Origin of the sequence: Paenibacillus sp. GP183 (assembly GCF_900104695.1) — a bacterium.
Lineage (GTDB): Bacteria > Bacillota > Bacilli > Paenibacillales > NBRC-103111 > Paenibacillus_AI.
The window spans coordinates 2,410,820-2,436,354 of record NZ_FNSW01000001.1 but is presented as its reverse complement, the minus strand read 5'-3'; the positions used below and the strand labels follow the sequence as shown (position 1 = coordinate 2,436,354).

Sequence of the window (25,535 nt, the reverse complement as noted above, 5' to 3'; positions counted from 1 at the left end):
ATTGGCCGAAAAGCGTGAAGCGAAGAAGAGGAATCCATTGTGGTATCTTGGCGCGCTGGGAGCATTTTTGCTCACTCAAGCCAAGCTCATTATTCCATTATTGAAATTAGGCAAAGTCGGCGGCGCCGTCATCAGCATGTTTGTTACGATAGGTGCTTATGCCTTGATCGCTCCATGGTCCTTTGCCATCGGATTGGTAATTATGATTTTGATTCATGAAATGGGTCATGTGTTTGCGGCAAAATATAAAAAACTGCCTGTAACGGCTCCTGTTTTTATCCCCTTCCTTGGGGCTTTAATCACTTTAAAGAGAAATCCCCGGGATGCCGCCACGGAGGCATTTGTCGCTTTCGGCGGCCCCTTACTTGGAACGATTGGCGCAGCAGCCGCCTATCTGCTCGGTCAAGGGTTAAACTCGGAGCTGCTCATTTACATGTCCTATTTAGGTTTTTATTTGAACCTGATTAATTTGCTGCCGATTCATCCGCTGGATGGAGGCAGAATTTCTACCGCTGTAACTCGCTGGCTGTGGCTGGTGGGCTTGGTAGGCGGACTAGTCATTATTATTTACTTGAAAAGCATCATTTTCTTCATCATTTGGGCGACTTTTGCCTGGGATCTGTATCAAAAATTCGTCAAATTCAGAAAACGCGAAAAGATCATGGTCTCGACCACCCGCTTTGACTTTTCGGCTGAGCATTTGCTGGCGCAGGGTTACTTTATACCTGGAGAAAATCATCGGAGAGAGCTTTCCTACACCACTTACTCGGAGCTAAGCGGCTCGGAGGAAGGGGCGCAGACTATCGAAATCGCATGGGAAGGAATCGGCTTCCACCAACGCATAGAAGTGCCAGCGCAAATTTTGATCAAAAAAATTGAGGTCGTTCGAGTTGAGCAAGTGCAAAAAGAAACTGGCCTGCATCTGGGCATTCATGTACAAATCGAGTATACCCCCTATGTAAATGACGCTTACTTTGATGTTCCGATTGCAACCCGTTGGAAATTCGGAATGGCCTATTTGGCGCTTGCGCTGTTCTTGTTTTTTATGATCAGACAGGTGCATATGCTGCCATTACTGAGATAAGAACATGGTAAAGAGGTTATAAGATGAAAATAACAGGCTCAAAAAGATTGTCACAGCTGGGCTCAGCCATTTTTTCGGAGGTAGCTGCATGGAAGCGTGAGGTCATAAATCAAGGGGTAGATGTCATAGATTTAGGTATTGGCAGTCCGGACCTTCCTCCTTCCGATGCGATCTTGAAAGCTATGGTTGAAGCGGTATCGGATACCAGCTTGTACGGATATCCGAGCTCCGAAGGAAGCTTGGAATTTCGCCAAACGGCAGCACATTGGTATCATCATCGATTTGGAGTAGAGCTTAACCCCGTTAAGGAAATTTTGACTCTTATGGGTTCCCAGGATGGCCTTGCTCATTTGGCGATGGCTTTGTGCGATCCTGGAGATGTGGTCATTGTGCCTGACCCCGGGTATCCCATTTATGAAGCCAGCCTTGTTCTGGCAGGTGTGGAATCTTACAAAGTGCCTCTGCGATCAGAAAATAACTATTTGCCCAACCTCCTGGAGATCCCTAAAGAAACATTGGCCAGAGCCAAATTTATGCTGCTTAATTATCCGAGCAATCCTCTTTCTGCAGTAGCTGATCGTGCATTTTTTGAAGAATGGGTCGCTTTTGCCAAAGAACATCAGCTTTTGCTGGTCCATGATTTGGCTTATTCGGAAATGGCGTTCGATGGGTATAGGCCCCTTAGCTTGTTAGAGGTTAATGGGGCTAAGGATGTGGCGGTAGAATTTCATTCTTTGTCGAAAAGCTTTAGCATGGCGGGCTGCCGGATTGCTTTCCTAGTTGGGAATTCCGAGGTAGTGGGAGCACTTCAAAAATTAAAATCCAATATTGATTACGGCGTATTTCAAGCTATACAAAGGGCAGGAATTGCTGCTATGGAAGAAGATATGCATAACGATCATACAGTTGCAATTGTTTATGAACGGAGACGAAATGCTTTTATAGCAGCTTTGCATGATGCGGGATGGGAGATAGCACCGCCTAAAGCAACCATGTTCATATGGGCACGTATTCCTGAGGGCTGGACGTCTCGACAAATTTCCCGGGAAATACTTTACAACGCGGGTGTTGTCATAATTCCGGGAGATGCTTTTGGAGCCGAGGGAGAAGGCTATGTTCGTATAGCCATGGTGCAGGAGGAAGCTAGACTGTTAGAAGCAGCCAAGCGGATTGGAGCTTTTCTCAGTTGATCAGAAAATATAAGTTTTTCTAAACTTATCTTGCTTCGCATCAACCTTGTCAAACGCGCTCGTCATTTAGGACGGCTTAGCCGTTTATCCTTGACAATCGAACAACAAAATAATGAATCAGCGTGGTTTAAACATAAGAAAATTGACTAAACTGAAAAGTATTGGATTGGATTACAACGAAAGGGGAATGGACATGGATTCAATTTCTTCTTTATCCGAACTTTTAGCAGAACAAAAGCCATCTTCTTATGTGGAAATCGGAGGGATGCTCGGACAAACATTCGGACAAACCACCTTATCCACCACGCTGCCGATGAGCAAGCTTTTTTCTGTGTATGAGGTCGATCTGGAGGTTCAGCGCGCGATTATCCCGCGTAATTTATCGAAGTTGATGGATTACATTAATTTGTATCTGGATAATCGCCAGCCTGTTTACTTTCCGGGTATTATTTTCTCCGCGAGGGGAGCCGGCTACTACGACAAATCCAGCGAAGTCTTCAGGCTGCAGCCTATCGAAAAGTTGTATGTGGTTGATGGCCAGCATCGCCTGGTAGCTTTTCAACGCATTATGGAAACGCTGCAAAGTCAAATGGCAAGAGCTAAAGACCGAAGAGAGTATGAACGAATGGACGAAATTAGCGAGAAGCTCAGCCGTTTGTATGCATTCCCCATATCGACGATGATCTATATGGACATCAATGCGCGGCAAGAGCGTCAGTTATTTTCTGACATTAATAAACTGCCCCGTAAAATAGGCGGAAATCTGGCAGTGCTGCGCGATCAGAGACGTTTTTACCATGTGGTGGCCTCTGAGCTTGCCGAGAAATCGATCGTGATGCAAAGCTTGTCGGTCGATCGTTTCACGGAACGGGGGAAATCGCCTGAATATTTATTTTCGTACCATTTGCTGATCGAGATCCTGATTGCTTTATTCGAAGGCCGAATGAAATCGGGAGCGCGCAACAACGGGTACCAATTTGAAACACAGGATGTGCAGGAGCACATCTATTTAGCGACCCAATATTTCAACGGCTTGCTCCACCACCTGCCTGCTCCTGCCAAGGGTGAACCGGTTTGGACTGAGAATATTCAAATTGCACTGGCTCTTTATATGCACGAAGAAGCTGTGAAGACAGGGAAATTCAATCGATATGCGTTAGAGCATGCCATGCAGGCATTACCTCGTTTGAACTGGAATGCCATTTACAGCGGAGATGAAAAAGATCGTCTGCCTAGGCGCTCGCGGATCACGAAGGCTTTCCAATTTATCAAGAACTTTTATCAGGAACAAAATCCGTTCTCGGTTCGGGATAAGGAGGATGTCAGCTGATGGAGGGTTTACGGCTTAATATGACGATTCACCCGTTTTGTGATCGGTTTGGACTTGCAACCATTGCGATGAATGTACAAAATTTGTTGAATTACACGATGATTGACCCTATGGTGCAGCGCAAATTAAGTCACATGCAGCGGCGTAAAATTGCCAACTACCTACAGGAGCGTGAGCTGGATCATGTCTTTTTTGGCCCGGTTACCTTGTCTTTGCGTGAAGTGAACCAGCTGGCTAAAGAGCAAAGTGATCTTTATTTGCGGCATGGCTCGAAGCTTAGCGTGTTGGATGGGCAGCATCGGATCTTGGCGCTAGGCTATGTCAATGAGCAGATGCATAAGGAAGTCAGGCGCTATGAGAAGCAGATCGCCATACTCAAAATCAAGCAGCGGAAATTTCCACAGGATTCGGCTGTCGAACAGGAGCTGGAACAAGTAGAGGGCTTGGTCAAGCAAATGGAAGGCAGACGGCTCGATCTCATGGAGACTCAGCTGGCTGTGCAGATTTATATAGGTTTGTCGGAGGAAGAGGAGCAGCAGCTGTTCGGGGATATCAACTCGAAGGTCCAGCTGGTGAGCAAGGAGCTGGGTCACTCTTTTGATTCCATTGATCCGCTGAATTTGATTATCCAGCAGGTTGTGGACCATAACATTTATTTGAAAGGTGCAGGGGTTGAACGCCGGAGCAATTTAACTGCCTTCAATCGCAACTTCACCTGCTTCAGCTGGCTCTATTCAATGGCAACCATGCTCTTTTCCGGTAAAATGCAGCCTTCCTACGAGCTGCAGCGCAGGATTCGACAAGAGCCATCGCTCTACGTGGAGCTGTTTCATCAGTTTTTCTACACGCTCTTGCCTTTGATGCCGGAACAGCCCGGGCTTCCGCAGTATACCTCTGCCAATCGGGTCATGCAGGAAAGCATCGCTTTGCACGCGAACCGATTCTTGTTCCAGGATGGAGTCTACAATGAGAAATGGACGCAGTGCTTGCATATCCTGGATGGCTTCGACTGGTCGCATGACAATGAAGAGCTGATTTACGTATTCGGCACCCTGGATAACGGCAAAATCAATCTCATCCACGAAAAGTCACTGAAAAAGCATGCGAAGATGATTCGCTTTTTCCTTGAAGGCACAGATGCTGAACAATCGGAAGATACCGCTTCTCCGGCATAGTTGTTAGAACCTTTCCCGCACGGGAAATGCAATGCACCCCATAGAATCTATTGGAATAACCCTTGGTTAATCCGATGAATTCTATGGGGTGCATTTTGTTGTGGTGAGGTTATTGGAGTGGGGTATTAGTTTCTACTGTACAATTTAAATTAAGGATTGAAGGGCTTGGATTGCCCACGGGCGATGCTCAGTGTTTGCCATGTTTCATGCTTGAGATGTTTGCCCAGGAAAACCATTTGGCCGACATGGTAGCCGTAGTGCGAAATTTGTCTTTGGATGGCTTTCATTACGGTATGCGCTTCACCGCGGATATAGATCGTTTGCAGCAAGTTTTCGGGAGTGAGGCTTTGAAGTGTGGCAAATAAGGTAGTCCAGCCGTCTTCCCATAGATGCATGAGTTGTTCGCGAGTAAAATGGCTCTCCTCAAATTCGCCGTCCCGGTTACGGGTTGGTTTTTCTCCATCGGTGGTGAGAAAATCCTTCCACCGGGAAAGCATATTGCCATGCATGTGCTTGATCAAAATTTCCAATGAATTGGATTCCGGATCAAGAGCTACATAAAAATGCGGGTCGTCGAGCTGAACCAAAGTCTTATCGGCCAATTTTTTCATGCTTTTAAATGTGAGGAGCGCTTCCTGTAAGTATTCACCGGCAAAATCGAGCTGTGGACTGGTCATTGAGATCACTCACCTTTTTAAATAGTTTGTAATCAATCTAGATTAGATGATTAACTAAACGATACAGCGATGGGGCTAGAATGTAAATTTGAAATTTTCTTATCACATAAGAAAGTATAAAATGGATGTGTAAAAACAGGCAGCAGCGAGGCGGATGTATACCCCATTATTGTATTTGGATGGAAGTCGCAGTTATAATAGGAATAGCCATCCAGGGGAAGGAAGATCTTTGCATGTTCAGCTTTTTAAGTCATACGAGTCAACAGCTTGATTCAAAAAAGAAGCACCGGGATACATTCGAAATTTGGTTATTGTTACTCTCAGGCTTGCTGCTAAGGCTCGTACTGGCACCCATTTGGACCGGATATGATACAGATGTTAACACCTTTATGGCTTGGTCCAGCCACGCTTTTACAAATGGACTTTTCGGGCTCTATGCGGACAAGAACTACTTTTTGGATTATCCGCCGGGTTATATGTATGTTCTTTATTTAATCGGATTTATCCATCATGCTTTGGACCTGCAGTGGGGCTCCGGCCTGTCCTTGATCATTCTCAAATTTCCTGCTATGCTGGCAGATCTCCTGCTTTCTTATTTGCTTTACCAAATCGCGCGCGATCAGGGCCATTTGAACAAAGCACAAAGTCTTGGAATCGCCGCTATCTATGTATTCAATCCGGCTGTATGGCTCAATTCCACTCTGTGGGGGCAGGTTGACGCCTTCTTCATGTTATTTATGCTGTGGAGCTTTCTCCTGCAGCAAAAGGGTAAATTTGTTGACGCTTCCGCTGTTCTTGCCTTGGCTATCTTGCTTAAGCCGCAGGCCTTGTTGTTTGGTCCTTTTATTTTGATTGATGTGCTGAATCGCAGAAATGGGAAGCTTCTGGTGAAATGCCTCATAACCGGCTTGGTGACGATCGTGGTGATGACGATTCCTTTTACACTGGGCCAGGGATATACATGGCTGTTCGAGCTTTATTTTAACACCTTGGCCTCTTATAATTACGCTTCATTAAATGCGTTCAACTTATTCGCGCTGCTCGGCGGGAATTTTATCGATAATTCGGAAAAAGTATTTGGAGTGCCTTACTCGTTGCTGGGCTGGGTCCTGATGGCTGTCTCGCTGCTGTACGCCTGTTTGCTTTATGCCAAAGGCAAAGGCAAGCCTGGCGCGCTTTTCTACATAAGCTTCTTATTTATTACAGCTGTTTTCATGTGTACAACCAAAATGCATGAGCGCTACCTTTATTACGGTTTACTGCTTGCTCTTGCGAGCTTCCTGTATATCCGAGACCGGCGAATTCTTGGGCTTTTTATTGGCTTTAGCGTCACTCATGCAATCAATGTGGCCGATGTTTTCATCCGCAGCTTGGACAAGCATTATCATATCCCCCGAAATGATAGCTTGATGCTGGGTGTTTCGGCTGTTAATGTACTGCTGCTTGTCTATGCGGCTTGGCTGGGTTGGAAGCTCTTTGCGAGGGTGAAGTCCACGCTTCAAGCCGAATCAGACTTTGCTGAAGCGATGCCGGGTCCTCTAGAAACTTCAGATGCGAAGAATATATCCCCATTGCCAAAAAAGAAGCGCTACCCGTTACCAGAACCTGAGCCGGAACCAGGTCGTTTTTTTAAGAAAAAAGATGCTCTTTATCTAGGTGGCTTGGTGCTGGTTTATACGATTATTGCCTTGTATCATCTCGGCGGACATCAGGATCCTGAGACGTACTGGAAGCCTGGATCGGCGGGTGAGGCCATTGTGGTGGATCTCGGGGAGCCGCATACGCTTTCGCGAATAAACAGCTTTGCCGGAGTAGGGGAAGGCGCTTATTCGTATTGGTTCTCGATGGATGGTCAGGATTGGAAAAATCAGACTATCGTGAAATCCGACCATACCAAAGTGTTCACTTGGAACACGGCAGAACCGAATCAGCATGCCCGTTATGTAAAAATTGTTACGGACACAACTGGATTTTATCTTCATGAGGTTGGGATTTACGGAGAAAACGGAGATAAACCGCTGCCTATTCGCAGTCTTAAATCCTTGGACAGCACGAGCAGCACACTAGGTAAACCTGAGAATGTTTTCGACGAGCAGGAAGTGGTTCCCTACACGCCGACCTATATGGAGGGTAGTTATTTTGATGAGATTTATCATGCCCGAACAGCTTATGAGCATCTTCACAAGATCGAGCCCTATGAGAGTACGCATCCCCCGCTCGGTAAAATTTTCATTTCCTTGGGCATCTGGCTGTTTGGACTCAATCCCTTTGGCTGGAGAATTGTCGGTACACTCTTCGGCGTAGGCATGCTTCCAATCATGTACGTTTTCGCCAAAAGAATGTTCGGCAAATCCGAATATGCGTTTATCGCAAGCTTCCTGATGGCCTTTGATTTTATGCATTTTGCCCAGACCCGGATTTCAACTATTGATGTATACGGCGTGTTTTTCATTATGCTGATGTTTTATTATATGTACCGTTACATTTCGGTCAGCTTCTACAAAGTTTCACTGCGTAAAACACTTGTTCCGTTAAGTTTATCCGGTCTTTTCTTTGGTATAGGAGCTGCCTCCAAATGGATTGTCATTTATGGAGGGGCGGGATTGGCCGCACTGCTATTTTTTGTGTTGATCGTGCGGTATCGAGAGTACCACAAAGCACACCGCAGTCTGCGGCACGATGAAGCTATGGAGCAGCTGCAAACAGTATCGACTGATACCGTCAATCTGTCGGAACCTGCTGCATCTGAGATAGCCGCAGAATCACTCCCACCGTTGGAGCCAACTGCCGTACAGCCTCTTCTTTTCGAAGAAGAGCGCCTTCAGCTTCAGCGAATCGTGCGTGTTTTCCCGAGGTATACCTTGCTTACTCTGCTTTGGTGCATCGTCATGTTCATTATCATTCCCGCGATCATCTATTTCTTGTCCTACATTCCTTTCATGATGGTGCCCGGTCCTGGCCATGGCTGGAAGGATGTTATCACTTATCAAAAGCACATCTATGAATACCATAAAAATCTGCAAGCGACACATCCGTTTTCCTCCAAATGGTTTGAATGGCCGCTCATGCTGCGACCGATCTGGTATTATCAGGCGCATTTCATGCCGGAAGGCAAGCTGTCGAGCATCATTTCCTTCGGCAATCCGCTCATTTGGTGGCCTGGCTTTATCGCTGTGCTGGTCTCGTTCTATATGGCTTTCCGCAGCATGGATCGCAGGCTGGGTGTTCTGCTCGTCGCCTATTGTTCACAATACCTGCCATGGGTGCTCGTGCCGAGGTTGACTTTTATCTACCATTATTTTGCCATGGTGCCTTTTATGATTCTCATTTTAACTTGGTATCTCAAGGAATTTATAGAACAACGTCCACAGCATAAAAGCTGGGTATATGTGTATCTGGGCGGTGTCCTTCTCATGTTCGTTATCTTTTATCCTTTGTTGTCCGGAATGGTCATTCCCAAAACTTATTCGTTCTGGCTACGTTGGCTGCCGGGATGGAACTACTTCTAGAAAACTATGGTATAATTCTATTAAAGTTTTAGTGTGTATGGGAGGCATAAACCTTGTCAGGTATAGAGAATAAAGTATTATTAGTCGATGGTATGGCTCTTTTGTTCAGAGCTTTTTATGCCACATCCTACAGCGGGTTTATCCGTAAAACCAAAGCAGGCATACCGACCAATGCGGTATATGGCTTCATTCAATATTTTTTCGATGCGATTCAAACCTTTAAACCTACACACGTCGTTTGCTGCTGGGATATGGGGAGCACTACGTTTCGAACTGAGCAGTACGATCAGTACAAAGCTAATCGAGGTGCGGCTCCGGAAGAATTAATTCCCCAATTCGAATTAGTCAAAGAAGTTGTGCAGGAAATGGGAGTGCCGAACATTGGCATTGCCGGTTTTGAAGCCGATGACTGTATCGGTACCTTGGGCAGCCGTTTTGGAACAGATACGGAAGTGCTCATCTTGACGGGAGACCACGATATGCTGCAGCTGGTTTCCGAGCGAATTAAGGTCATTATCATGAAAAAGGGCAAGCTTAATTATGCCGTATATGACCTCGATACATTATGGACAGAGAAACAACTGACTCCTCAGCAGGTCATTGATTTAAAAGCTTTTATGGGGGATACCAGCGATAATTATCCGGGAGTACGAGGAATCGGTGAAAAGACGGCCTTAAAGCTGATTCTTGAATACAAGTCGGTCGAAGGCGTGCTTGAGAGCTTGCACTTGCTGCCCAAAAGCGTGAAAGCCAAGATTGATCTGGATATCGAAATGCTTCAACTATCCCGAGATTTGGCTCGTATTCGCCTTGATGCGCCTGTTGAGTGTTATCTTGCTGATTGTATCTGGAATTTACAAAAAGAAGCGGCCGCGCGAAAATTCGAAGAGCTTGAGTTTGGCGGTCTTGTTAAAATACTCGGTGAAGCCGAAGAGAAAGTTGACCAGCTCTTGATCTCATTTCAGGAAGTCGCTACATCAAAAATGGATCAATAAAGATTATTTTCTTTTATAATTCATTCTGTTTAAGTAGGCTTTTAACCCTAGCACGACGTCTATTCAAATGATGGGAAAGAAATGAGAATGCGGCGAGTACCAAACCCAAACTGCTGACACCAATCCAACCTATTGTATTCCACGCGGCACTACCCGCGGCTGATCCAATTGCACCAAAAAGAAACAATCCCGTCATATAGATGGTATTGATACGGTTGCGCGCCCCAGGCTCCAAAGCGAAAATTACCGATTGGTTGGAAACCATCGCCATTTGAACCCCCACATCCAGCAGAACGATACCCAAGCTTAATCCCGGAATGGCAGGAAAAACTGCAAAAAGTATAAATCCTGCCAGCACTAATAAAGCGCTCAGACCTATAATACCGCCCGTGCCGCGTTTATCGGCAATTCGTCCAGCCAGTGGAGCAGCCAATATTCCCGCCAATCCAATGATTCCAAAAAGACCGGCCACGTCACTGCCGAGATAGTATGGGGGGCTTTGCAGCAAGAGCGCTAAAGTTGCCCAAAAGGCGGAAAAACTAGCAAAAAGGGATCCTTGGGTAATGACTGCCCATCGAAGCTCGGGATAAGAACGAACCAGTTTTACAAGAGAAAGCATCAAATGTTTGTAAGAGTGCCTATTCTCCGGTCTCCGACGTGGCAAACTTATGAAAAGCATCACCCCAATTATTACAGCGACAATCGCACCTAAAAAGTACATAACGCGCCAACTAAAGTATTTGCCTACAAAACCGCTTATGGTTCTGGCCAACAAAATACCCGTTAGCAAGCCGCTCATGACCGTTCCTACCACGCGGCCGCGTTCTTCCGGCGGAGCCAATTCTGCTGCAAGCGGAATAATTTGCTGTGCAATCGTTGCGGTTACGCCAACGGCAATGGATGACAAGATAAGTTGTAACGGGGAAGATGCGAATGCGGCCGCAGCAAGTGAGAGAACGAGTCCCACCGTTTGCCATAAAATCAAACCACGTCGATCAAAAGCATCCCCCAGCGGAACAAGAACAACTAGCCCCAACGCATAACCAAGTTGCGTAGCGGCGGGTAAGAAGTTGACACTGCCACTACTGTCAGCCCCGAAACTTTTTGCTATTACGCCCAGCAGGGGTTGATTATAGTAAATATTTGCGATCGATAAGCCAGTAGCTACGGCCAAGACCAAGGTAAGTCCAAGGGTAATCCTATCTCTATCTCCCATAATATCTATTCCTTTCTTGCAATCTAACGACTAGCGGTTTTATCGAAATTAGGACTCAGCTGTAGGGGCTACCCTCTCGTTGCGTGTTCAGGATAAACACGGTTAACTACATTGTAGTTCAACGCAGTCCAATATTCAGATTTTTCCGGATCGGTGACCCGGTGTTCATCCGCTTCTATTTCTTTATAATCAATCGTCATCAGAAAATCTTCCACATCGTTTATATTGGCAAATGCCATGATTGTTATTCCATCAATTTGACTTCCTGCTCGATGCCAAAATGGCTCTCCTTCCGATATCGGACCTACATTATGCAGCTGCGCGTAACGCTTTACATATTTATGTGTCGCGAGCTTCGCAAGGACAAGATCCGCATGTTGGTGGAGCCAGTACTCCTGAAACTCCAACCGACTCATTCCTTCTTGTTTACGATGAGTTTTCACCAGCAGGATCGGGTCTCGCTGCGTTACGCTAGGCAATATAATGTGTTCCATCGAAACAACAGGAGCCAACTCCCGAAAGATTGCCTGGTCTTCAGGAAGAATTTTCGTCTGGAGGTTCTCTTGGCTTAAAACGGCTTTCAGCTCCTCTGGCGTCTCAAAAGCGAGGTAGGCCATGCCATCCCATTGCGGTCGTCTATATTCCGGAATGTGGCCGATGACCGTATCGAACAGTTCGCCAGTTTCGTCGGTTGGGGCCATGTAGGGAGGTGCGGTGAAATTAGTTGGTCCACCGGAAAAGCGGTGTACCTGATCATAACGAATAAGCTGTCGAATCTTCCCATCTTCAGTATCTTGTGCATAGATAAAGCGGGGACCGTGAACTTTGCGCCAATACTCTGCCCATTTTTCATAACTGATATTTGGATCGGACGTTAAAGCAAGATTGTGCGATGACTCGGCGGGATCTGTTATTACATTACCTTCACTATCAAGAAGGTTGTTCGGATCGCGGCGGCGTTGACTCAGCGGCGAGTTGTCTGCGCGAGATAATAATGATGCTAAAACCGTTAATGGATTCCGGTTTGAATGGTAGTTAGTCAGATAAGGCTGGCGATGGGAATGTTCAACCTCGTGTGGTTTTCGATGGTTCATGCTTTTGCTGCCTCCCTCGTGTTATTTTAATTTAGCCTTAATGTTGGAATCGATACATATATCTATATATCTGAAAATATAGATTAACTAGTGTAAAACAAAATTATAGGATCTTGCCAAGATTTCAGGCAAGCCTATAATTCATTTTGAATGTATTCAGTAAATTCACGTATCGTTTTTTCATTTCTCCGATAGTAAGTCCATTGACCGTAACGTCTGGATTCTAAAAGATCAGCTTTCTGCATCATCGACAAATAGCTTGAAACGACAGATTGCGTTAATCCGGATTTAGTCTGAATACTGCCGACGCAAATCCCCCCTTTGAAGTCGGCGTCTTTAGGTAAGTATAGTTGAGGATCGAAATTTTCTTCAGGATGCTTTAGCCATTCTAAAATTTGACGTCGGGCTTCATTGGACAATACTTTAAATATCATCATGTTTTTCATACTTTTATTATATCTATATTTCTAGATATGTCAATATTAAGAACTGAACCATGTGTATTTTAGATAAATGATGATTCCGGAATGGAAAAAGCCAGCCGCGTCCGTGGAGGTTAGACTGACTTCAATTTGTATCTACTCTTCTTTGTCATCATTGTGTAATGGATGGTCACCTGGATATTCCCGCGGCCTGCCGGCATGAAATTCGCGATTTTCATAGGTAAAGGAATTAGGCGGCCGTTGATCTCTGCGCCAAGGAGTGCTTTTGCCCAAAAATTCCGCCTCTATGGCTGAACCGTAAGGTCCTTCCGGGAATTCTTCCGCCGTTAAATCATTACGTTGTGATTCAACCGTTGACACATCTGTAAATTCATCACGCTTCTCATCCATAAAACCATCTTTGGTCATAGAAACAGCCTCCTCGCTTTTTCCAGTCTTCCTCAAAGGGTGGTTAAATATCCGTGAAATTTACGCTTCCGATAACCTGCGACAAAAAGCTTTCCAGCTCCTGAGCTTCTTCTTCATTAATTTTGAACGCATATTCCAGATAGCCTTCTGCTTCCAAATCATCCGGCCCGATGACTGCGCTGCGTCCTGACTGCAGGTCAATCACCAATTTTTTTCCATAATAACGAGTTGATGACATGATCGCTATATCAAAGCGGCGCAAGCTCTCCCCTACAAAACAAACAAAACGGGTCGAGGTTTCCTCCGTATGGTCATATAAATAATCAAAATCAGACATGCCTTGTTCCTCCATCCTTATCCTGTTTCTTCAGTATACCTGAAAATGTTGGCGAACAAAATAAAAACGTGTTGCAATGACTATGGATTTTATGGTATCATTTGGATAATTTAGAAAGAGGAAGCACCTCTCCGACGTCATCGTAGGAGGGGTGCTTTTTGTTTTCTGAAGCTATATTTCCACTAGGAGGAATGGAATGAACGTCGTATTTTTGAACACCCTGGAGAAGCAGGTTGAGGAGGACAGAGTGAAATCGGCACAAGTCACCATCGGTGAGGAGCAAGGGGTATGGAACGTGTTTTGGAGCGAGGCTGGTGAGAGCGGCAAGGTGCTGCAAGACAGTTGGTATCAAGGCGTAAGCTGGGACGAGCTGTTGACCGCATTTCGCCTCGGGCTGAAGGACAAGATCCGTCAAGGATTTCGTCCTTTGGTAAATGGTGAGTGGGACGCCTCACAAGGATTATCAGGTAAAGCCAAACTGACGCAGATGCTTTATTACTACAGTGAGCTGAATCCCAATGAGGGGCCTGAGAAAGTGGAGAAGGGAACAAGCTTCAAGGGAAGGTAAAGCACCTTTTATATTAGCAACAAACCGTGTGCTGCGGATCATTTCCGCTTTCCTTCCACAGTCTATGGAGGAGCTATTGCAGATCCCCGGATTCGGTGAGCAAAAAACAGCCATGTACGGCACGGATATTTTGAAGCTGACAGGCGAGCTTCAGAGAGAAACGAGTTTCCCGCTGGATTGGGTGACCCGGTCGATCGATATGAACAAGTTTGAGGCATGGGTCCTTGAGCAAAAGGAACAAAAAGTACGGGTGGAGCTCGACAAGGAGACAAACAAGCGCAAGCTGCTGGAGATGGTTGCCGGAGGAGCTAGCTTGGATAGCCTGCAGGCAGGTCTATCGATGCAGCGCAGAGATTTGCTGCTTTGGATAGAGGAACTGGAGCGAGAAGGCTACGATATGGAGCCGTTGGTGGAGGCTGAGCTAGCTGCGATATCGGAGGAGGATCAGATCAAAGCCTGGAACGCTTTTGAAACCGAAGGCGACCGTTATTTGAAGCCTGTACTCCACCGTATCTTTGCCGCTAATGAGCTCAAAGATAAGGATTTGGACCGCGCCTATGAATGGCTGCGCCTGCTTCGTCTGCGTTTCCGCAAGGAAAAGGAAAGCATGAATTCCCGCGCCAGCTAAGCTGCGGCGGAACTGGAAAGGAGCGGCTCTCAGCCGCTCCTTTGTCGTAAAATCTAGCAATGTTTTCTAGCAACATATGCTATAATGATCAAGAGGTGAGTGTGAAATGAGTGATTTCCAAAGACTCGAGGATATGATCGGTACTCTAATTCAAATGGTCGGAAATACGAATGCTCGTGTTGAGGAATTATCGAGCGATATGAAAGAAGTGAGAGCCGAACTCAAAGAAGTGAGAGCCGAAATCAAAGAAGTGAAAGAGGATCTGGGAGAAACCAAGGATATCCTGCACACCTTCCGCAGTGAAACAGACGTGAACTTCAAGAAGCTAGATCGACGTATAAAACTGATTGAAACCGATTTGGACGTAACCATGGTTCAAGTCGCCGAGATGACCATACCTAAACCTTAAAAAAAGAGTGACTCTCAGAGCCACTCTTTTTTGCGAAAAAACACGTACATGCCGATACCTAGAAAGACCATAAAAGCTATCACAATCTCATCACCGTGGGCAAAATGCAGGCCCAGAATATTATCAAAGTTCATCCCGAATACGCCGGTAATGAAGGTGAGCGGCATAAAGATCGTCGTGAGCGCCGTGAACACCCTCATGATTTCGTTCGCTCGGTTAGCGACGCTGGACTGATAGGCTTCTCGCAAGTTGCCCATCAAGTCGCGCAGCGTATCAAACGTGTCGACGATTTTCACTGCATTTTCGTGAATGTCGCCGAAATATTTTTGCAGCTGATGGCTGATGAGCCGCAGTTCCTTCTTGTTGAGCGTAGCGATGACATCGCGCTGCGGAACGAGCACCTTCTTCAGCCACAGGATTTCCCCGCGCAGTCCGATGATCTCGTTCAAATGCGATTTCTTCGTCCTCATCAGGATATCTTCTTCCAGCTTCTCAATCTTATCCTCAATCCGGTCGCCTACAGCAACATAGTTATCGACCACGAGATCGACTAAATGGTACAGGAATCGGTCTGCGCTGTTCACTTCCTCTTCCCAGAGAAAAGGCTTGAGCGCACGAATTTCTCTAATCTTTTGACGAGTAACCGTTATAATGAAATGCTTGCCTAGAAATATATTCAGTGCACGGAGAAATATCTCCTCATCATCAAATCGTATGCTGTTTATAACTACAAAATAGTGTGAATCATAAATCTCAATCTTAGGTCGCTGTTCTTCCTCGCTTAAACAATCCTCTACGGCCAGATCATGCAGATGAAACAAAGGCTGGAGTACTTCCAAATCCTCAATGCCTGCATCAATCCAATAAAAACCGCTTTCGGGAGGTGTCAGCGTGACGCTAATATCTTCAATCAATGTAAATACGCCGTCCTGAACCCACCGTGCTTTCACCTGTCTCCACTCCTTTGTGGATTGGAAGCAGCCGAAACTCGGCGTATCTTAAGAAGACACGCATGAATAGAGTACCGGCAGCATTCCGACTTTATGAATTTGTAATGCTTTGATTAAGCTTCTACTCCTCGGTTCCCCGTCCATGCGTGTTCCCCCCTTTATTCGTTGATAAGATCCCATACTTGCTTGTCTAGTATAAACCTCAATTTGTATTCTTCAAGGATCAAAATTAAGCAGGAATTATTGACATCAGATCAATTTGTTGTATTATTAAATACAAAGAATACAGACTTTTCTTATCAAGAGTAGGTGGAGGGACTAGCCCGATGATACCCGGCAACCGACAATCCTTTGGATGCAAAGGAATGAACGGTGCTAATTCTTGCAGAGGCGCGTTTATGGCGTTGTTTCTGAGAGATGAGAGAGGACATTGACTGTTTATTAGGAATGGCCTTTCTCTATTGAGAGGGCTATTTTTTGTTTTCAATCGATTTGAAGGAGTGAGTGAGATGCCGATTAAAATTCCAGACAATCTGCCGGCTAAAGAAATACTGAATCAAGAGAATATTTTCACCATGGATGAATCCGTTGCCTATCATCAGGATATTCGCCCCTTGCGCATAGCGTTACTGAACCTGATGCCGACCAAAGAAACAACGGAGACACAGCTTCTGCGGTTGATCGGGAATACTCCCTTGCAGGTGGAATTTGTGCTTTTACATCCTAAAACACACCTATCCAAGAACACCTCCGCCGAGCATCTGGAGACGTTCTATAAAACCTTTGATGATATCAAGGATCAAAAAATGGACGGAATGATCATCACCGGCGCCCCGGTTGAACAAATGGATTTCAAGGATGTGCATTACTGGGAAGAGCTTCAGGAAATCCTGGATTGGACCAAGGCCAATGTGACATCTACCCTGCATATTTGTTGGGCAGCGCAAGCCGGGTTATATCACCATTTTGGAGTGCCCAAATACCCGCTTGAAGAGAAAATGTTTGGTGTGTTCCCGCATTCGGTAGAGGTAGTGAATACCAAGCTGCTGCGCGGGTTTGACGAGGTTTTCTTCGTTCCCCAGTCCCGACACACGGAAGTGCGCAAAGAGGACATTCAGAAGCATAAGGATCTGGAAATACTTTCGGAATCATCAGAGGCTGGCGTTTATATCGCGGCAACGAAGGACGGCAAGCATATTTTTGTGACAGGACATTCGGAATATGACGGGCATACGCTCAAGTGGGAATATGACCGCGACATCAATAAAGGGCTTGAGATCGCCGTTCCCAAAAATTATTATCCCAATGACGATCCAACCAAAGCTCCTTACATCACCTGGCGAGCTCATGCCAACCTGCTGTTCTCGAATTGGCTCAATTATTATGTGTACCAGGAAACCCCTTATGATTTTAGTATTTAGTGATTTCATGATTATTATTATAGAGAGGCAGGCGCATTGATTATGAAAATAGAAAGTCATCTCGCCCAGATTGGCTCCCAGTCCGATCCAGATACCGGAGCCGTCAGCTTTCCGATTTATCAGTCCACCGCATTTCGTCACCCCAAGCTCGGGCAGAGCACAGGCTTTGATTATTCGCGGACCAAGAACCCTACCCGGGCCATCCTTGAACAAGCCATTGCTCAGCTTGAATCCGGAGATCAGGGATTTGCCTGCTCATCAGGCATGGCCGCACTGCAAACGATCTTTGCGATGTTCAGCCATGGCGACCATCTGATTGTTTCACTTGATCTGTATGGAGGCACTTATCGTTTGCTGGAGAAGATCATGTCGAGATTTGGAGTGACCGCGACCTATGTCGATACGAACGACATGGATGCCCTTGAAGCAGCTGCCAAGCCAAATACCAAAGGAATTGTCGTTGAAACACCAACTAATCCGCTTATGATGGTAACTGACCTTGAGCTGGTTTGTACTTGGGCTCGCAATAAAGGAATCGTGAGCATTGTCGATAACACACTGCTGACCCCATTCTTGCAACGCCCTATTGAGCTGGGTGCGGATATTATCATTCATAGCGCCACGAAATACCTGGGTGGACATAATGATGTGCTTGCCGGACTGATCGTGACCAAGGGGAAAGAGCTTTCCGAGCAGATGGCCATTTTGCACAACTCCATTGGAGCCGTACTTGGACCTCAAGATAGCTGGCTGCTGATGAGAGGTATGAAGACATTAGCCCTTCGTATGGAACGGCATGAATTTAATGCGACTGCATTAGCGAAGTTTTTGCTCACACACCCGCTCATTGCAGAAGTGTATTACCCTGCTCTGGAGAATCATCCGGGCTTTGCGATTCAAAATAAACAATCCAGCGGAAATACCGGGATTTTCTCCTTTAAAGTGCAGGATGCGAGACTCGTTGAGCCCATTCTTCGCCATATTCAGCTGATCGCTTTTGCAGAAAGCTTGGGCGGCGTCGAATCCCTGATGACTTATCCTGCCGTGCAGACACACGCCGATATTCCGCTTGAAATTCGCCAAAAAATTGGCGTGGATGATCGTCTCTTGCGCTTTTCCGTAGGGATTGAGCACATCGATGATTTAATCGAAGATCTGGGCCATGCACTGGATTTGGCTGGAGCGGAACTGGAAGGTGAACCCAAATAATGGCCAACAAACATGACAATGAGGACCTTAAGCAAGAAGAAGCCAAATTCGCAACCCGATTGATCCATTTCGGAGCGGAAATTGACAAAGCGACTGGAGCCTCCAGCGTTCCCTTATATCAAGCATCTACTTTTCATCATTTTTCTTTAGACAATCCGCCGGAATACGATTATACGCGTTCCGGAAATCCGACTCGGCAGGCTCTGGAGGATTACATAGCCAAGCTTGAAGGCGGGGCGAGGGGGTTCGCTTTTTCCTCCGGGATGGCGGCCATTTCCTCTGCGTTTATGCTGCTTTCCAGCGGTGATCATATCATCTGTACGGAAGATGTCTATGGTGGTACGTATCGGCTTTTAACGACGATTTTAAACCGTATGAGCATAGAGACCACCTTCGTGGATATGACTGATCTGGATCAAATGAAGGCAGCCTTGAAGCCGAACACGAAAGCTGTTTTTATTGAAACGCCGTCGAATCCAACTCTTAAAATCACAGATATCCGTGCGGTTGCCGACTGGGCTAAAGAGCATGAATTGCTGACCATGCTGGACAACACATTCATGACCCCTTACCATCAACGGCCCATTGAGTACGGCATTGATATTGTGCTGCACAGCGCGACCAAATTCCTCGGAGGCCACAGTGACCTGCTTGCAGGCCTTGCCGTAACCGCAAACGAAAGCTTGGGCCGCAGGATGAAGCAAATTCAAAACGGCTTGGGCAACGTACTTGGGGTGCAGGATTCCTGGCTGCTTATCAGAGGTATGAAGACACTGCAAGCCCGGATGGATGTCTCAGAAAAAGGAGCCCGCCGGCTTGCACAGTGGTTATCCGTGCATTCAGGCATCGACTCCGTGTACTACCCGGGATTGGCTAACCACCCGGGACGGGAGATTCATGAGAAGCAATCCCTTGGCTACGGAGCTGTTGTTTCGTTTGATGTTGGTTCAGGAGAACGCGCCAAACAGCTTATGGCCAAAGTGAAGATCCCTTTGGTCGCTGTGAGCCTTGGAGCCGTTGAGAGCATCTTGTCCTATCCCGCCATGATGTCTCATGCAGCAATGCCTAGGGATGTCAGGCTTCAGAGAGGCATAACCGATGGCCTTGTCCGTTACTCAGTAGGGTTAGAGGATGTGGAAGATATTATTCAAGATCTGGAGCAGGCACTTCAGAGTGTAAGCAGCAAGTAGAATCCTTTTGTCGTGACGACATGTACCGAATATGGTACGATGGAAGAAACAATCGTTAAACAAAAGGAGCTGTCAGGATGTCAAATGTGGATGGTATCTTGCAAAAATCACTTGCAGGTGGACGAATAGATGTAGAAGAATGTATCACCTTGTTCGAATCCGATCAAATAGAGAAAATGGGCCATACGGCTAATCTGATTATGCAAAAATGGCATCCCGACCCGATTACAACATTTGTCATAGGCAGAAATATTAACTATACGAATATCTGTGATGTGTACTGTAAGTTTTGCGCTTTTTACAGACCGCCGGGTTCTAGCGAAGGGTACATCCTGCCGGATGAGACTATTTTCAACAAGATTCAAGAAACCATAGATGTTGGCGGCACCGAAATTTTAATGCAGGGCGGTACAAACCCCGATCTGCCTTTCAGCTATTACACCAATTTGCTGAGAGAAATCAAGAAACGCTTCACAATCACTATGCATTCTTTTTCTCCGGCAGAGATTATGAAGATGAAAGATGTTTCTGGCGGCTTATCGCTTCAAGAGATCGTGCGCGAGCTGAGAGACGCCGGCCTCGATTCCCTTCCGGGCGGAGGCGCCGAGATCCTCGATGACCGCACTCGCAGAAAAATCAGCCGTTTGAAAGGCTCTTGGCGCGATTGGATCGAAGTGATGCAGACGGCACATAAACTTGGCATGCACACGACGGGTACCATGGTTATCGGCTTTGGCGAATCCATGGAAGAGCGTGCGCTTCATCTGCTGCGTATCCGTGATGCGCAAGATGATGTTAAGCTGCAGAAGCTGAATACACCAGGTTTCCTTGCCTTTATCCCATGGACCTTCCAACCAGACAATACGAACTTGAAAGCAGATAAGGTGAAGCCAGAGGAATACTTGAAGACGCTGGCCATTAGCCGCATCATGCTGGATAACATTCCTAATTTCCAATCCTCATGGGTCACCATGGGTCCGGAAATTGGCAAGCAGACGCTTCAATACGGCTGTAATGATTTCGGCAGCACGATGATCGAAGAAAACGTAGTTTCAGCAGCGGGAACGACCTACAAGGTGAACATCACCTCAACCCTGAAGCTGATCCGAGAAGCGGGTAAAATTCCAGCTCAGCGCAACACCAAGTACCAAACCTTGCGTATGTTTGAAGATGAGTCCGAAGTGATCACAAACGACTTTGTCATGCAAAATTAGAGCGGATGTTCACAACAAAAAGCTCTTCGTTCCTTCCTGAATTTGAGGGACGAAGAGCTTTTTCTGTTGCCGGACGGGCGATAGACCAAATGGAAAAGGTTACGTTGTATATCTGTTTCTAATCGACCATATACTTGGTTTAGGGAGAAAAGGATATACCCGGTTATTCGAAAGGAGTACCTTCCATGACAAAGTCATTGACCATAGTGATGAAGAACCCGGCTCGGCAGTCTCCGGATGATTGGATTGTTTCATTGGAGCAAAAGCTTGTCGCAGTACATAAAGATGCAATCGATTTACAACTAACAAGCAGTATCTATGAGCAATTTTCGATTGTTCAACTGAGTGTGCCGGATACTGTGGAAGTAACGGTTTGCTCTATTTTGGCTGAATATATGATTCATGTTATGGACTCGGTGGTTCTTGCGGAGCTGATTAAAAGGGAATTTCAGCCGCTCACAGATACGGATATTCACAGTGTCCAGCAATACTGCAAGCAGTTTTTGGATGGCAGCAAGGCACCCTTGTCCACCATTTCCTCCTTATTGGATCGCAGACAGGCTTATGTGACCGAGCAAATCATACAATATTTCAAAGAACACCCCCTCATGGTGGTGGAGGGCTTTGTTCGGTTTCGCTTGCAGGAGTATGTTGAGGAGCTAAGAGTTCTGGTAGAAGTAGCCATTGATGAAAGCATGCTGGACCGGCAGTATCAGGAATTCATTTCCTTGCTTCAGTATTTTGTATATATGCAGGAAAGCAAAACTCCCTCGGCTCATTTGATTCATAAAGGAGGAAGTGAGTTCCTGATCTTTAATGATCGGTTTGAACTGATTGAGCTAAAGGAGCTCGATGCCACCTTCAAGCTGGAGGTACTCGATAAGGACATTAATTTTGAAGATATGGTCGTCAGCACTTTAATTGCGGTGGCACCGGCGACGATCCGGATTCATACGAGGGAGCCTGATTTGCTCATCATAAAAACGATCAGTCAAATCTTCGAAGGCAGGACAGTCCTATGCTCATATTGCAGGGATTGCCAAGCTTACTTGGGTGAAATCGGGATTAAGGATCATCTCTACCCTTGACCTGAGAGGGAGCGACCTTTATAATGAGTACGAAGGCGCTGGACCAAAGACATGAATGTACGGATAGTAACTGCCCAGAGATAGGAGACTTGGCTGAAATCTCCTTCAGTGAAACGGTATATTTACCCCTTTGTAGCTGTATAGTGGAACTGGGTTAGGGAAATGTTTCAAGGCCCAAAGTAAACAATACCGGATCATTTCCGTTAAAGAATGCTGATGAGGATTCGCTTGTATGATTGGAGCGGATCGAACTAGGGTGGAACCACGAGCTGAACGCACTCGTCCCTTTTGGGATGACGTGTGTTTTTTGCGTTCAAAAAAAATTATGGGAGGAATTCATATGGTTGTACAAGTAAAATTACCCGATGGCGCAGTAAGAGAGTTTGCTTATGGCACAACCATCGAACAAGTAGCGGAGGCGATTTCGTCTGGGCTGAGGAAGAATGCCATTGCCGGCAAGGTGAATGGCAAGCCTGTGGATCTATCCTTTGCAATCGAGCAGGATGCCGATGTGGAAATATTGACGCTTGACAGCGAAGCGGGTCTGGAGATTTACCGTCACAGCACAGCCCATTTGATGGCCCAGGCGCTTAAACGGATTTACGGCACGAATGCCGTGAAGCTTGGGATTGGACCTGTAATCGAAGATGGGTTTTATTATGACGTCGATTTGGAGACTTCACTAACGCCTGAAGATTTGGGCAAAATTGAAAAGGAAATGGATCGCATTGTGCAGGAAAATCTTCCGATCAATCGTCGTGTCGTGGAACGTGAAGAAGCACTTCGCATTTTCGCCGATCTCGATGACCCTCTTAAGCTTGAGCTGATCCGGGAATTGCCGGAGAGCTCCGTTATCACCATTTACGAGCAGGGCGAGTTTTTTGATCTATGCAGAGGTCCGCATCTGCCTTCGACAGGGAGAATCAAAGCCTTCAAGCTTCTTAGCATCGCGGGTGCTTACTGGCGCGGAGATGCCAAGAACAAGATGCTTCAGCGCATTTACGGCACTGCCTTTCCAAAGAAGGCACAGCTGGATGAGCATCTGCATTTGCTGGAAGAAGCCAAAAAGCGTGATCATCGTAAACTGGGCAGAGAGCTGAAAATGTTCGCTTTTTCCCGTGAGGTGGGACAGGGCTTGCCGCTTTGGCTGCCTAACGGAGCAAAGGTACGCCGCACCATGGAGCGTTATATCGTTGATCTTGAGGAGCGGCTGGGATATCAACATGTGTATACTCCTGTGCTTGCCAACGTGGAGCTTTACAAAACGTCCGGACACTGGGACCACTACCATGAAGATATGTTTCCCAAGATGATCATGGATAATGAAGAGCTCGTTCTTCGCCCCATGAACTGTCCGCATCACATGATGGTCTATAAGGCTGATATGCGCAGCTACAGGGATCTTCCAATACGTATTGCGGAGCTTGGCACCATGCATCGTTATGAAATGTCAGGAGCCTTGACAGGTCTTCACCGCGTGCGTGCCATGACCTTGAATGATGCTCACATCTTCTGTCGTCCGGATCAGATCAAGGATGAATTCGCACGTGTTGTGACTTTGATTCGTGAGGTATATAAAGATTTCGGCATTACCGATTACCGTTTCCGATTGTCCTATCGCGATCCCAAGGATACTGAAAAATATTTTCAAAACGATGCCATGTGGGAAATGTCCCAGCGTATGCTCCGTGAGGTTGTGGAGGAAATGGATCTGCCGTTTTATGAAGCGGAAGGTGAAGCGGCTTTCTACGGCCCTAAGCTGGACGTGCAAATCAGGACTGCTTTGAAAAAGGAAGAAACTTTATCCACTGTTCAGCTGGACTTCCTCCTGCCGGAACGCTTCGAGCTTGAGTATGTAGGCGAAGATGGCCAAAAGCATCGTCCAGTCGTAATTCATAGAGGGATTATCAGCACCATGGAACGCATGACAGCCTACCTGCTGGAAAACTTTACAGGTGCGCTTCCAACCTGGCTCATGCCGGTTCAAGCCAAAGTCATACCAGTATCGCCAGCCTTTGAAGCTTTCTCGAATGATGTGACTGAGCGTCTGAAAATGGCCGGTATCCGAGTCGAGGCAGACAACCGCAATGAGAAGCTCGGCTACAAAATTCGCGAAGCCCAGCTTGAGAAAATTCCATTCATGCTGGTTGTGGGAGAGAATGAAGTGAGCTCCGATTCGTTGTCGATTCGTAAACGCGGCCAAGGCGATCTGGGTACTCATCCGGTAGACAGCGTCATCGCCACGATTCAGGAAGAGATTCGCTTGAAGCAGTAAAAAGGTTTAGAATCACCCGGGCACTATCTTCGGATAGTGCTTTTTGTTGTGTTGATAAGAAAGTATAAGTTTTTCTAAACTTATCTTGCTTCGCATCAACCTCGACAAACGCGCTCGTCATTTAGGACGGCGTAGCCGTTTATCCTTGTATAAGGGCAATCAAATCTGGACAACCTTCTGTAATAGGGAGGTCAACGATCAATGTTGCCTATTAGAATTAGTAACACCAAATTGTTTGTATTGTTCATCATATTTATGATTTGTGCCGCCTTTTTCGGACCGGGTAGAGCTGGAGTGCACCATTTCGAGCAAAGTCCCTCAACATATAATGCTTTATTGAACCAACCCAAATCAAATGTATTTCGCGATAATTCCGAAAAAGTATCCGCTGCCGTCAAGCCGCTGCAGGATTCAAAAAGTAATTATCAATTCATTCCTAATCTGGATGGAGATTTAACCAAATACTCTGCTGTTGAAGTAGTGGCTACCGGATATTCGGCCGGGAAAGAATCGACCGGTAAAAATCCGGGTCACCCTGAGTATGGCATCACCTTTTCCGGTCTTAAAGTGGTTCGGGATGGCAAAGCTTTGTCCACCATTGCAGCGGATCCGAAGGTATTCCCACTTGGAACGGTACTGTTTATTCCGGGTTACGGCTACGGGGTTGTAGCTGATACGGGCAGCGCCATCAAAGGGAAAAAAATTGATCTCTATTTTAATACAAAAAATCAAGTCTACGAACAATGGGGCAAGAAAACCGTGAAGGTATTTGTCGTAAAAGAAGGAACCGGGATTATTAACGAAGGAATTTGGAATCAATTGAAAAAAGAAGTATTGAAGCCTGCCTTTGGGAAAGAATAAAAGTCATAGGAGGTGAGAAACGTGGCTAAGAATAAAAGCAACAAAAAGCCTGCACAAGACACAGAATTTGCTTCAGAAACTAACGCTAACGCCTCAAACAAAAAACAGCAGCCTACTTCAACACCAACTCAAAATACAAACAAATATTGAACTGAACACAGAGGGCAGAAATGTCCTCTTTTTTGTTAGGTAAATCACGGGAAAGTCCTTTTATTATTCATTGCTTTTCGATATAATGTAACAAAATCCAGCAAGGATCCAGGA

The 25,535-nt window shown here is 46.2% G+C and carries 24 protein-coding genes and 1 riboswitch; of the genes, 17 read left to right on the top strand and 7 right to left on the bottom strand.

Annotated features, from left to right (window positions below):
- Position 1: 1 nt before the first annotated feature.
- The 4 genes from BLV33_RS12090 to BLV33_RS12075 all read left to right on the top strand — a co-directional run bounded on the left by BLV33_RS12090 (position 2) and on the right by BLV33_RS12075 (position 4,779).
- Positions 2–1,084: a site-2 protease family protein gene (locus BLV33_RS12090; RefSeq protein WP_090791434.1), complete on the top strand. Its 1,083-nt coding sequence runs from the start codon at positions 2–4 to the stop codon at positions 1,082–1,084.
- Between the two features lie 23 nt (positions 1,085–1,107).
- Positions 1,108–2,274, top strand: a complete 1,167-nt coding sequence (locus tag BLV33_RS12085; RefSeq protein WP_090791432.1) for an aminotransferase class I/II-fold pyridoxal phosphate-dependent enzyme — start codon at positions 1,108–1,110, stop codon at positions 2,272–2,274.
- 193 nt (positions 2,275–2,467) lie between these two features.
- Positions 2,468–3,604, top strand: a complete 1,137-nt coding sequence (locus tag BLV33_RS12080) for a DNA sulfur modification protein DndB (RefSeq protein ID WP_090791429.1) — start codon at positions 2,468–2,470, stop codon at positions 3,602–3,604.
- Positions 3,604–4,779: a DNA sulfur modification protein DndB gene (locus tag BLV33_RS12075; protein WP_090791427.1), complete on the top strand. Its 1,176-nt coding sequence runs from the start codon at positions 3,604–3,606 to the stop codon at positions 4,777–4,779. Before BLV33_RS12080 ends, BLV33_RS12075 begins: the two co-directional genes overlap by 1 nt.
- 149 nt (positions 4,780–4,928) lie before the next feature.
- On the opposite strand, the gene BLV33_RS12070 is transcribed toward BLV33_RS12075, so the two are convergent.
- Positions 4,929–5,456 carry a DUF1572 family protein gene (locus BLV33_RS12070; protein WP_090791425.1) on the bottom strand — a complete coding sequence of 176 codons (528 nt, stop codon included), beginning with the start codon at positions 5,454–5,456 and terminating at the stop codon, positions 4,929–4,931.
- A 233-nt stretch (positions 5,457–5,689) separates the two neighbouring features.
- On the opposite strand from BLV33_RS12070, the gene BLV33_RS12065 reads away from it, so the two are divergent.
- Both BLV33_RS12065 and BLV33_RS12060 read left to right on the top strand, forming a co-directional pair.
- Complete coding sequence (locus BLV33_RS12065) at positions 5,690–8,965, top strand: glycosyltransferase family 39 protein (RefSeq protein ID WP_253187051.1); 3,276 nt, start codon at positions 5,690–5,692, stop codon at positions 8,963–8,965.
- A gap of 53 nt (positions 8,966–9,018) precedes the next feature.
- Positions 9,019–9,960 (top strand): 5'-3' exonuclease, encoded by a 942-nt coding sequence (locus BLV33_RS12060; protein WP_090791422.1) that lies wholly within the window; start codon positions 9,019–9,021, stop codon positions 9,958–9,960.
- Between the two features lie 13 nt (positions 9,961–9,973).
- Here the strand turns inward: BLV33_RS12060 and BLV33_RS12055 are convergent, their stop codons facing one another.
- From BLV33_RS12055 to BLV33_RS12035, 5 genes are all read right to left on the bottom strand, one after another.
- Entirely contained in the window at positions 9,974–11,176 is a 1,203-nt protein-coding gene (locus BLV33_RS12055; protein ID WP_090791420.1) for an MFS transporter, read from the bottom strand.
- 68 nt (positions 11,177–11,244) lie between these two features.
- A complete protein-coding gene (locus BLV33_RS12050) occupies positions 11,245–12,270 on the bottom strand; it encodes an EthD domain-containing protein (protein WP_090791417.1) in 1,026 nt (341 codons plus the stop codon).
- A gap of 134 nt (positions 12,271–12,404) precedes the next feature.
- A complete protein-coding gene (locus tag BLV33_RS12045) occupies positions 12,405–12,716 on the bottom strand; it encodes an ArsR/SmtB family transcription factor (protein WP_090791414.1) in 312 nt (103 codons plus the stop codon).
- A gap of 132 nt (positions 12,717–12,848) precedes the next feature.
- Positions 12,849–13,121: a hypothetical protein gene (locus BLV33_RS12040; RefSeq protein WP_090791412.1), complete on the bottom strand. Its 273-nt coding sequence runs from the start codon at positions 13,119–13,121 to the stop codon at positions 12,849–12,851.
- A 43-nt stretch (positions 13,122–13,164) separates the two neighbouring features.
- Positions 13,165–13,458 (bottom strand): DUF3055 domain-containing protein, encoded by a 294-nt coding sequence (locus BLV33_RS12035; RefSeq protein WP_090791410.1) that lies wholly within the window; start codon positions 13,456–13,458, stop codon positions 13,165–13,167.
- Between the two features lie 196 nt (positions 13,459–13,654).
- Between BLV33_RS12035 and BLV33_RS12030 the strand changes: the two genes are divergently transcribed.
- The 3 genes from BLV33_RS12030 to BLV33_RS12020 all read left to right on the top strand — a co-directional run bounded on the left by BLV33_RS12030 (position 13,655) and on the right by BLV33_RS12020 (position 15,063).
- Positions 13,655–14,026: a hypothetical protein gene (locus BLV33_RS12030; RefSeq protein ID WP_090791408.1), complete on the top strand. Its 372-nt coding sequence runs from the start codon at positions 13,655–13,657 to the stop codon at positions 14,024–14,026.
- Positions 13,977–14,654, top strand: coding sequence for an HRDC domain-containing protein (locus BLV33_RS12025; protein WP_090791406.1), 678 nt, complete (start codon positions 13,977–13,979; stop codon positions 14,652–14,654). Before BLV33_RS12030 ends, BLV33_RS12025 begins: the two co-directional genes overlap by 50 nt.
- A 106-nt stretch (positions 14,655–14,760) precedes the next feature.
- A complete protein-coding gene (locus tag BLV33_RS12020; RefSeq protein WP_090791404.1) occupies positions 14,761–15,063 on the top strand; it encodes a hypothetical protein in 303 nt (100 codons plus the stop codon).
- A gap of 14 nt (positions 15,064–15,077) precedes the next feature.
- On the opposite strand, the gene corA is transcribed toward BLV33_RS12020, so the two are convergent.
- Positions 15,078–16,013, bottom strand: a complete 936-nt coding sequence (gene corA / locus BLV33_RS12015; RefSeq protein ID WP_090791402.1) for a magnesium/cobalt transporter CorA — start codon at positions 16,011–16,013, stop codon at positions 15,078–15,080.
- A gap of 293 nt (positions 16,014–16,306) precedes the next feature.
- A riboswitch (SAM riboswitch) is annotated at positions 16,307–16,437 on the top strand.
- Between the two features lie 85 nt (positions 16,438–16,522).
- Here corA and metA point away from each other — a divergent pair.
- The 8 genes from metA (at position 16,523) to BLV33_RS30430 (ending at position 25,421) form a co-directional block, all read left to right on the top strand.
- Positions 16,523–17,434 carry a homoserine O-acetyltransferase MetA gene (gene metA, locus BLV33_RS12010; protein WP_090791400.1) on the top strand — a complete coding sequence of 304 codons (912 nt, stop codon included), beginning with the start codon at positions 16,523–16,525 and terminating at the stop codon, positions 17,432–17,434.
- A 42-nt stretch (positions 17,435–17,476) separates the two neighbouring features.
- On the top strand, positions 17,477–18,643 hold the full coding sequence (locus tag BLV33_RS12005; RefSeq protein ID WP_090798887.1) for an aminotransferase class I/II-fold pyridoxal phosphate-dependent enzyme: 1,167 nt from the start codon (positions 17,477–17,479) through the stop codon (positions 18,641–18,643).
- Positions 18,643–19,833, top strand: coding sequence for a trans-sulfuration enzyme family protein (locus BLV33_RS12000; protein ID WP_090791397.1), 1,191 nt, complete (start codon positions 18,643–18,645; stop codon positions 19,831–19,833). The genes BLV33_RS12005 and BLV33_RS12000 overlap by 1 nt, the downstream gene beginning before the upstream one ends.
- A gap of 77 nt (positions 19,834–19,910) precedes the next feature.
- Positions 19,911–21,047, top strand: a complete 1,137-nt coding sequence (gene mqnC, locus BLV33_RS11995) for a cyclic dehypoxanthinyl futalosine synthase (protein ID WP_090791395.1) — start codon at positions 19,911–19,913, stop codon at positions 21,045–21,047.
- A gap of 185 nt (positions 21,048–21,232) precedes the next feature.
- Complete coding sequence (locus tag BLV33_RS11990; RefSeq protein WP_253187050.1) at positions 21,233–22,135, top strand: putative sporulation protein YtxC; 903 nt, start codon at positions 21,233–21,235, stop codon at positions 22,133–22,135.
- A 340-nt stretch (positions 22,136–22,475) separates the two neighbouring features.
- A complete protein-coding gene (thrS, locus tag BLV33_RS11985) occupies positions 22,476–24,410 on the top strand; it encodes a threonine--tRNA ligase (protein ID WP_090791393.1) in 1,935 nt (644 codons plus the stop codon).
- 201 nt (positions 24,411–24,611) lie between these two features.
- Positions 24,612–25,271: a 3D domain-containing protein gene (locus BLV33_RS30435; protein WP_090791391.1), complete on the top strand. Its 660-nt coding sequence runs from the start codon at positions 24,612–24,614 to the stop codon at positions 25,269–25,271.
- 21 nt (positions 25,272–25,292) lie between these two features.
- Positions 25,293–25,421 carry a hypothetical protein gene (locus tag BLV33_RS30430; protein WP_290439050.1) on the top strand — a complete coding sequence of 43 codons (129 nt, stop codon included), beginning with the start codon at positions 25,293–25,295 and terminating at the stop codon, positions 25,419–25,421.
- Positions 25,422–25,535 lie beyond the last annotated feature (114 nt).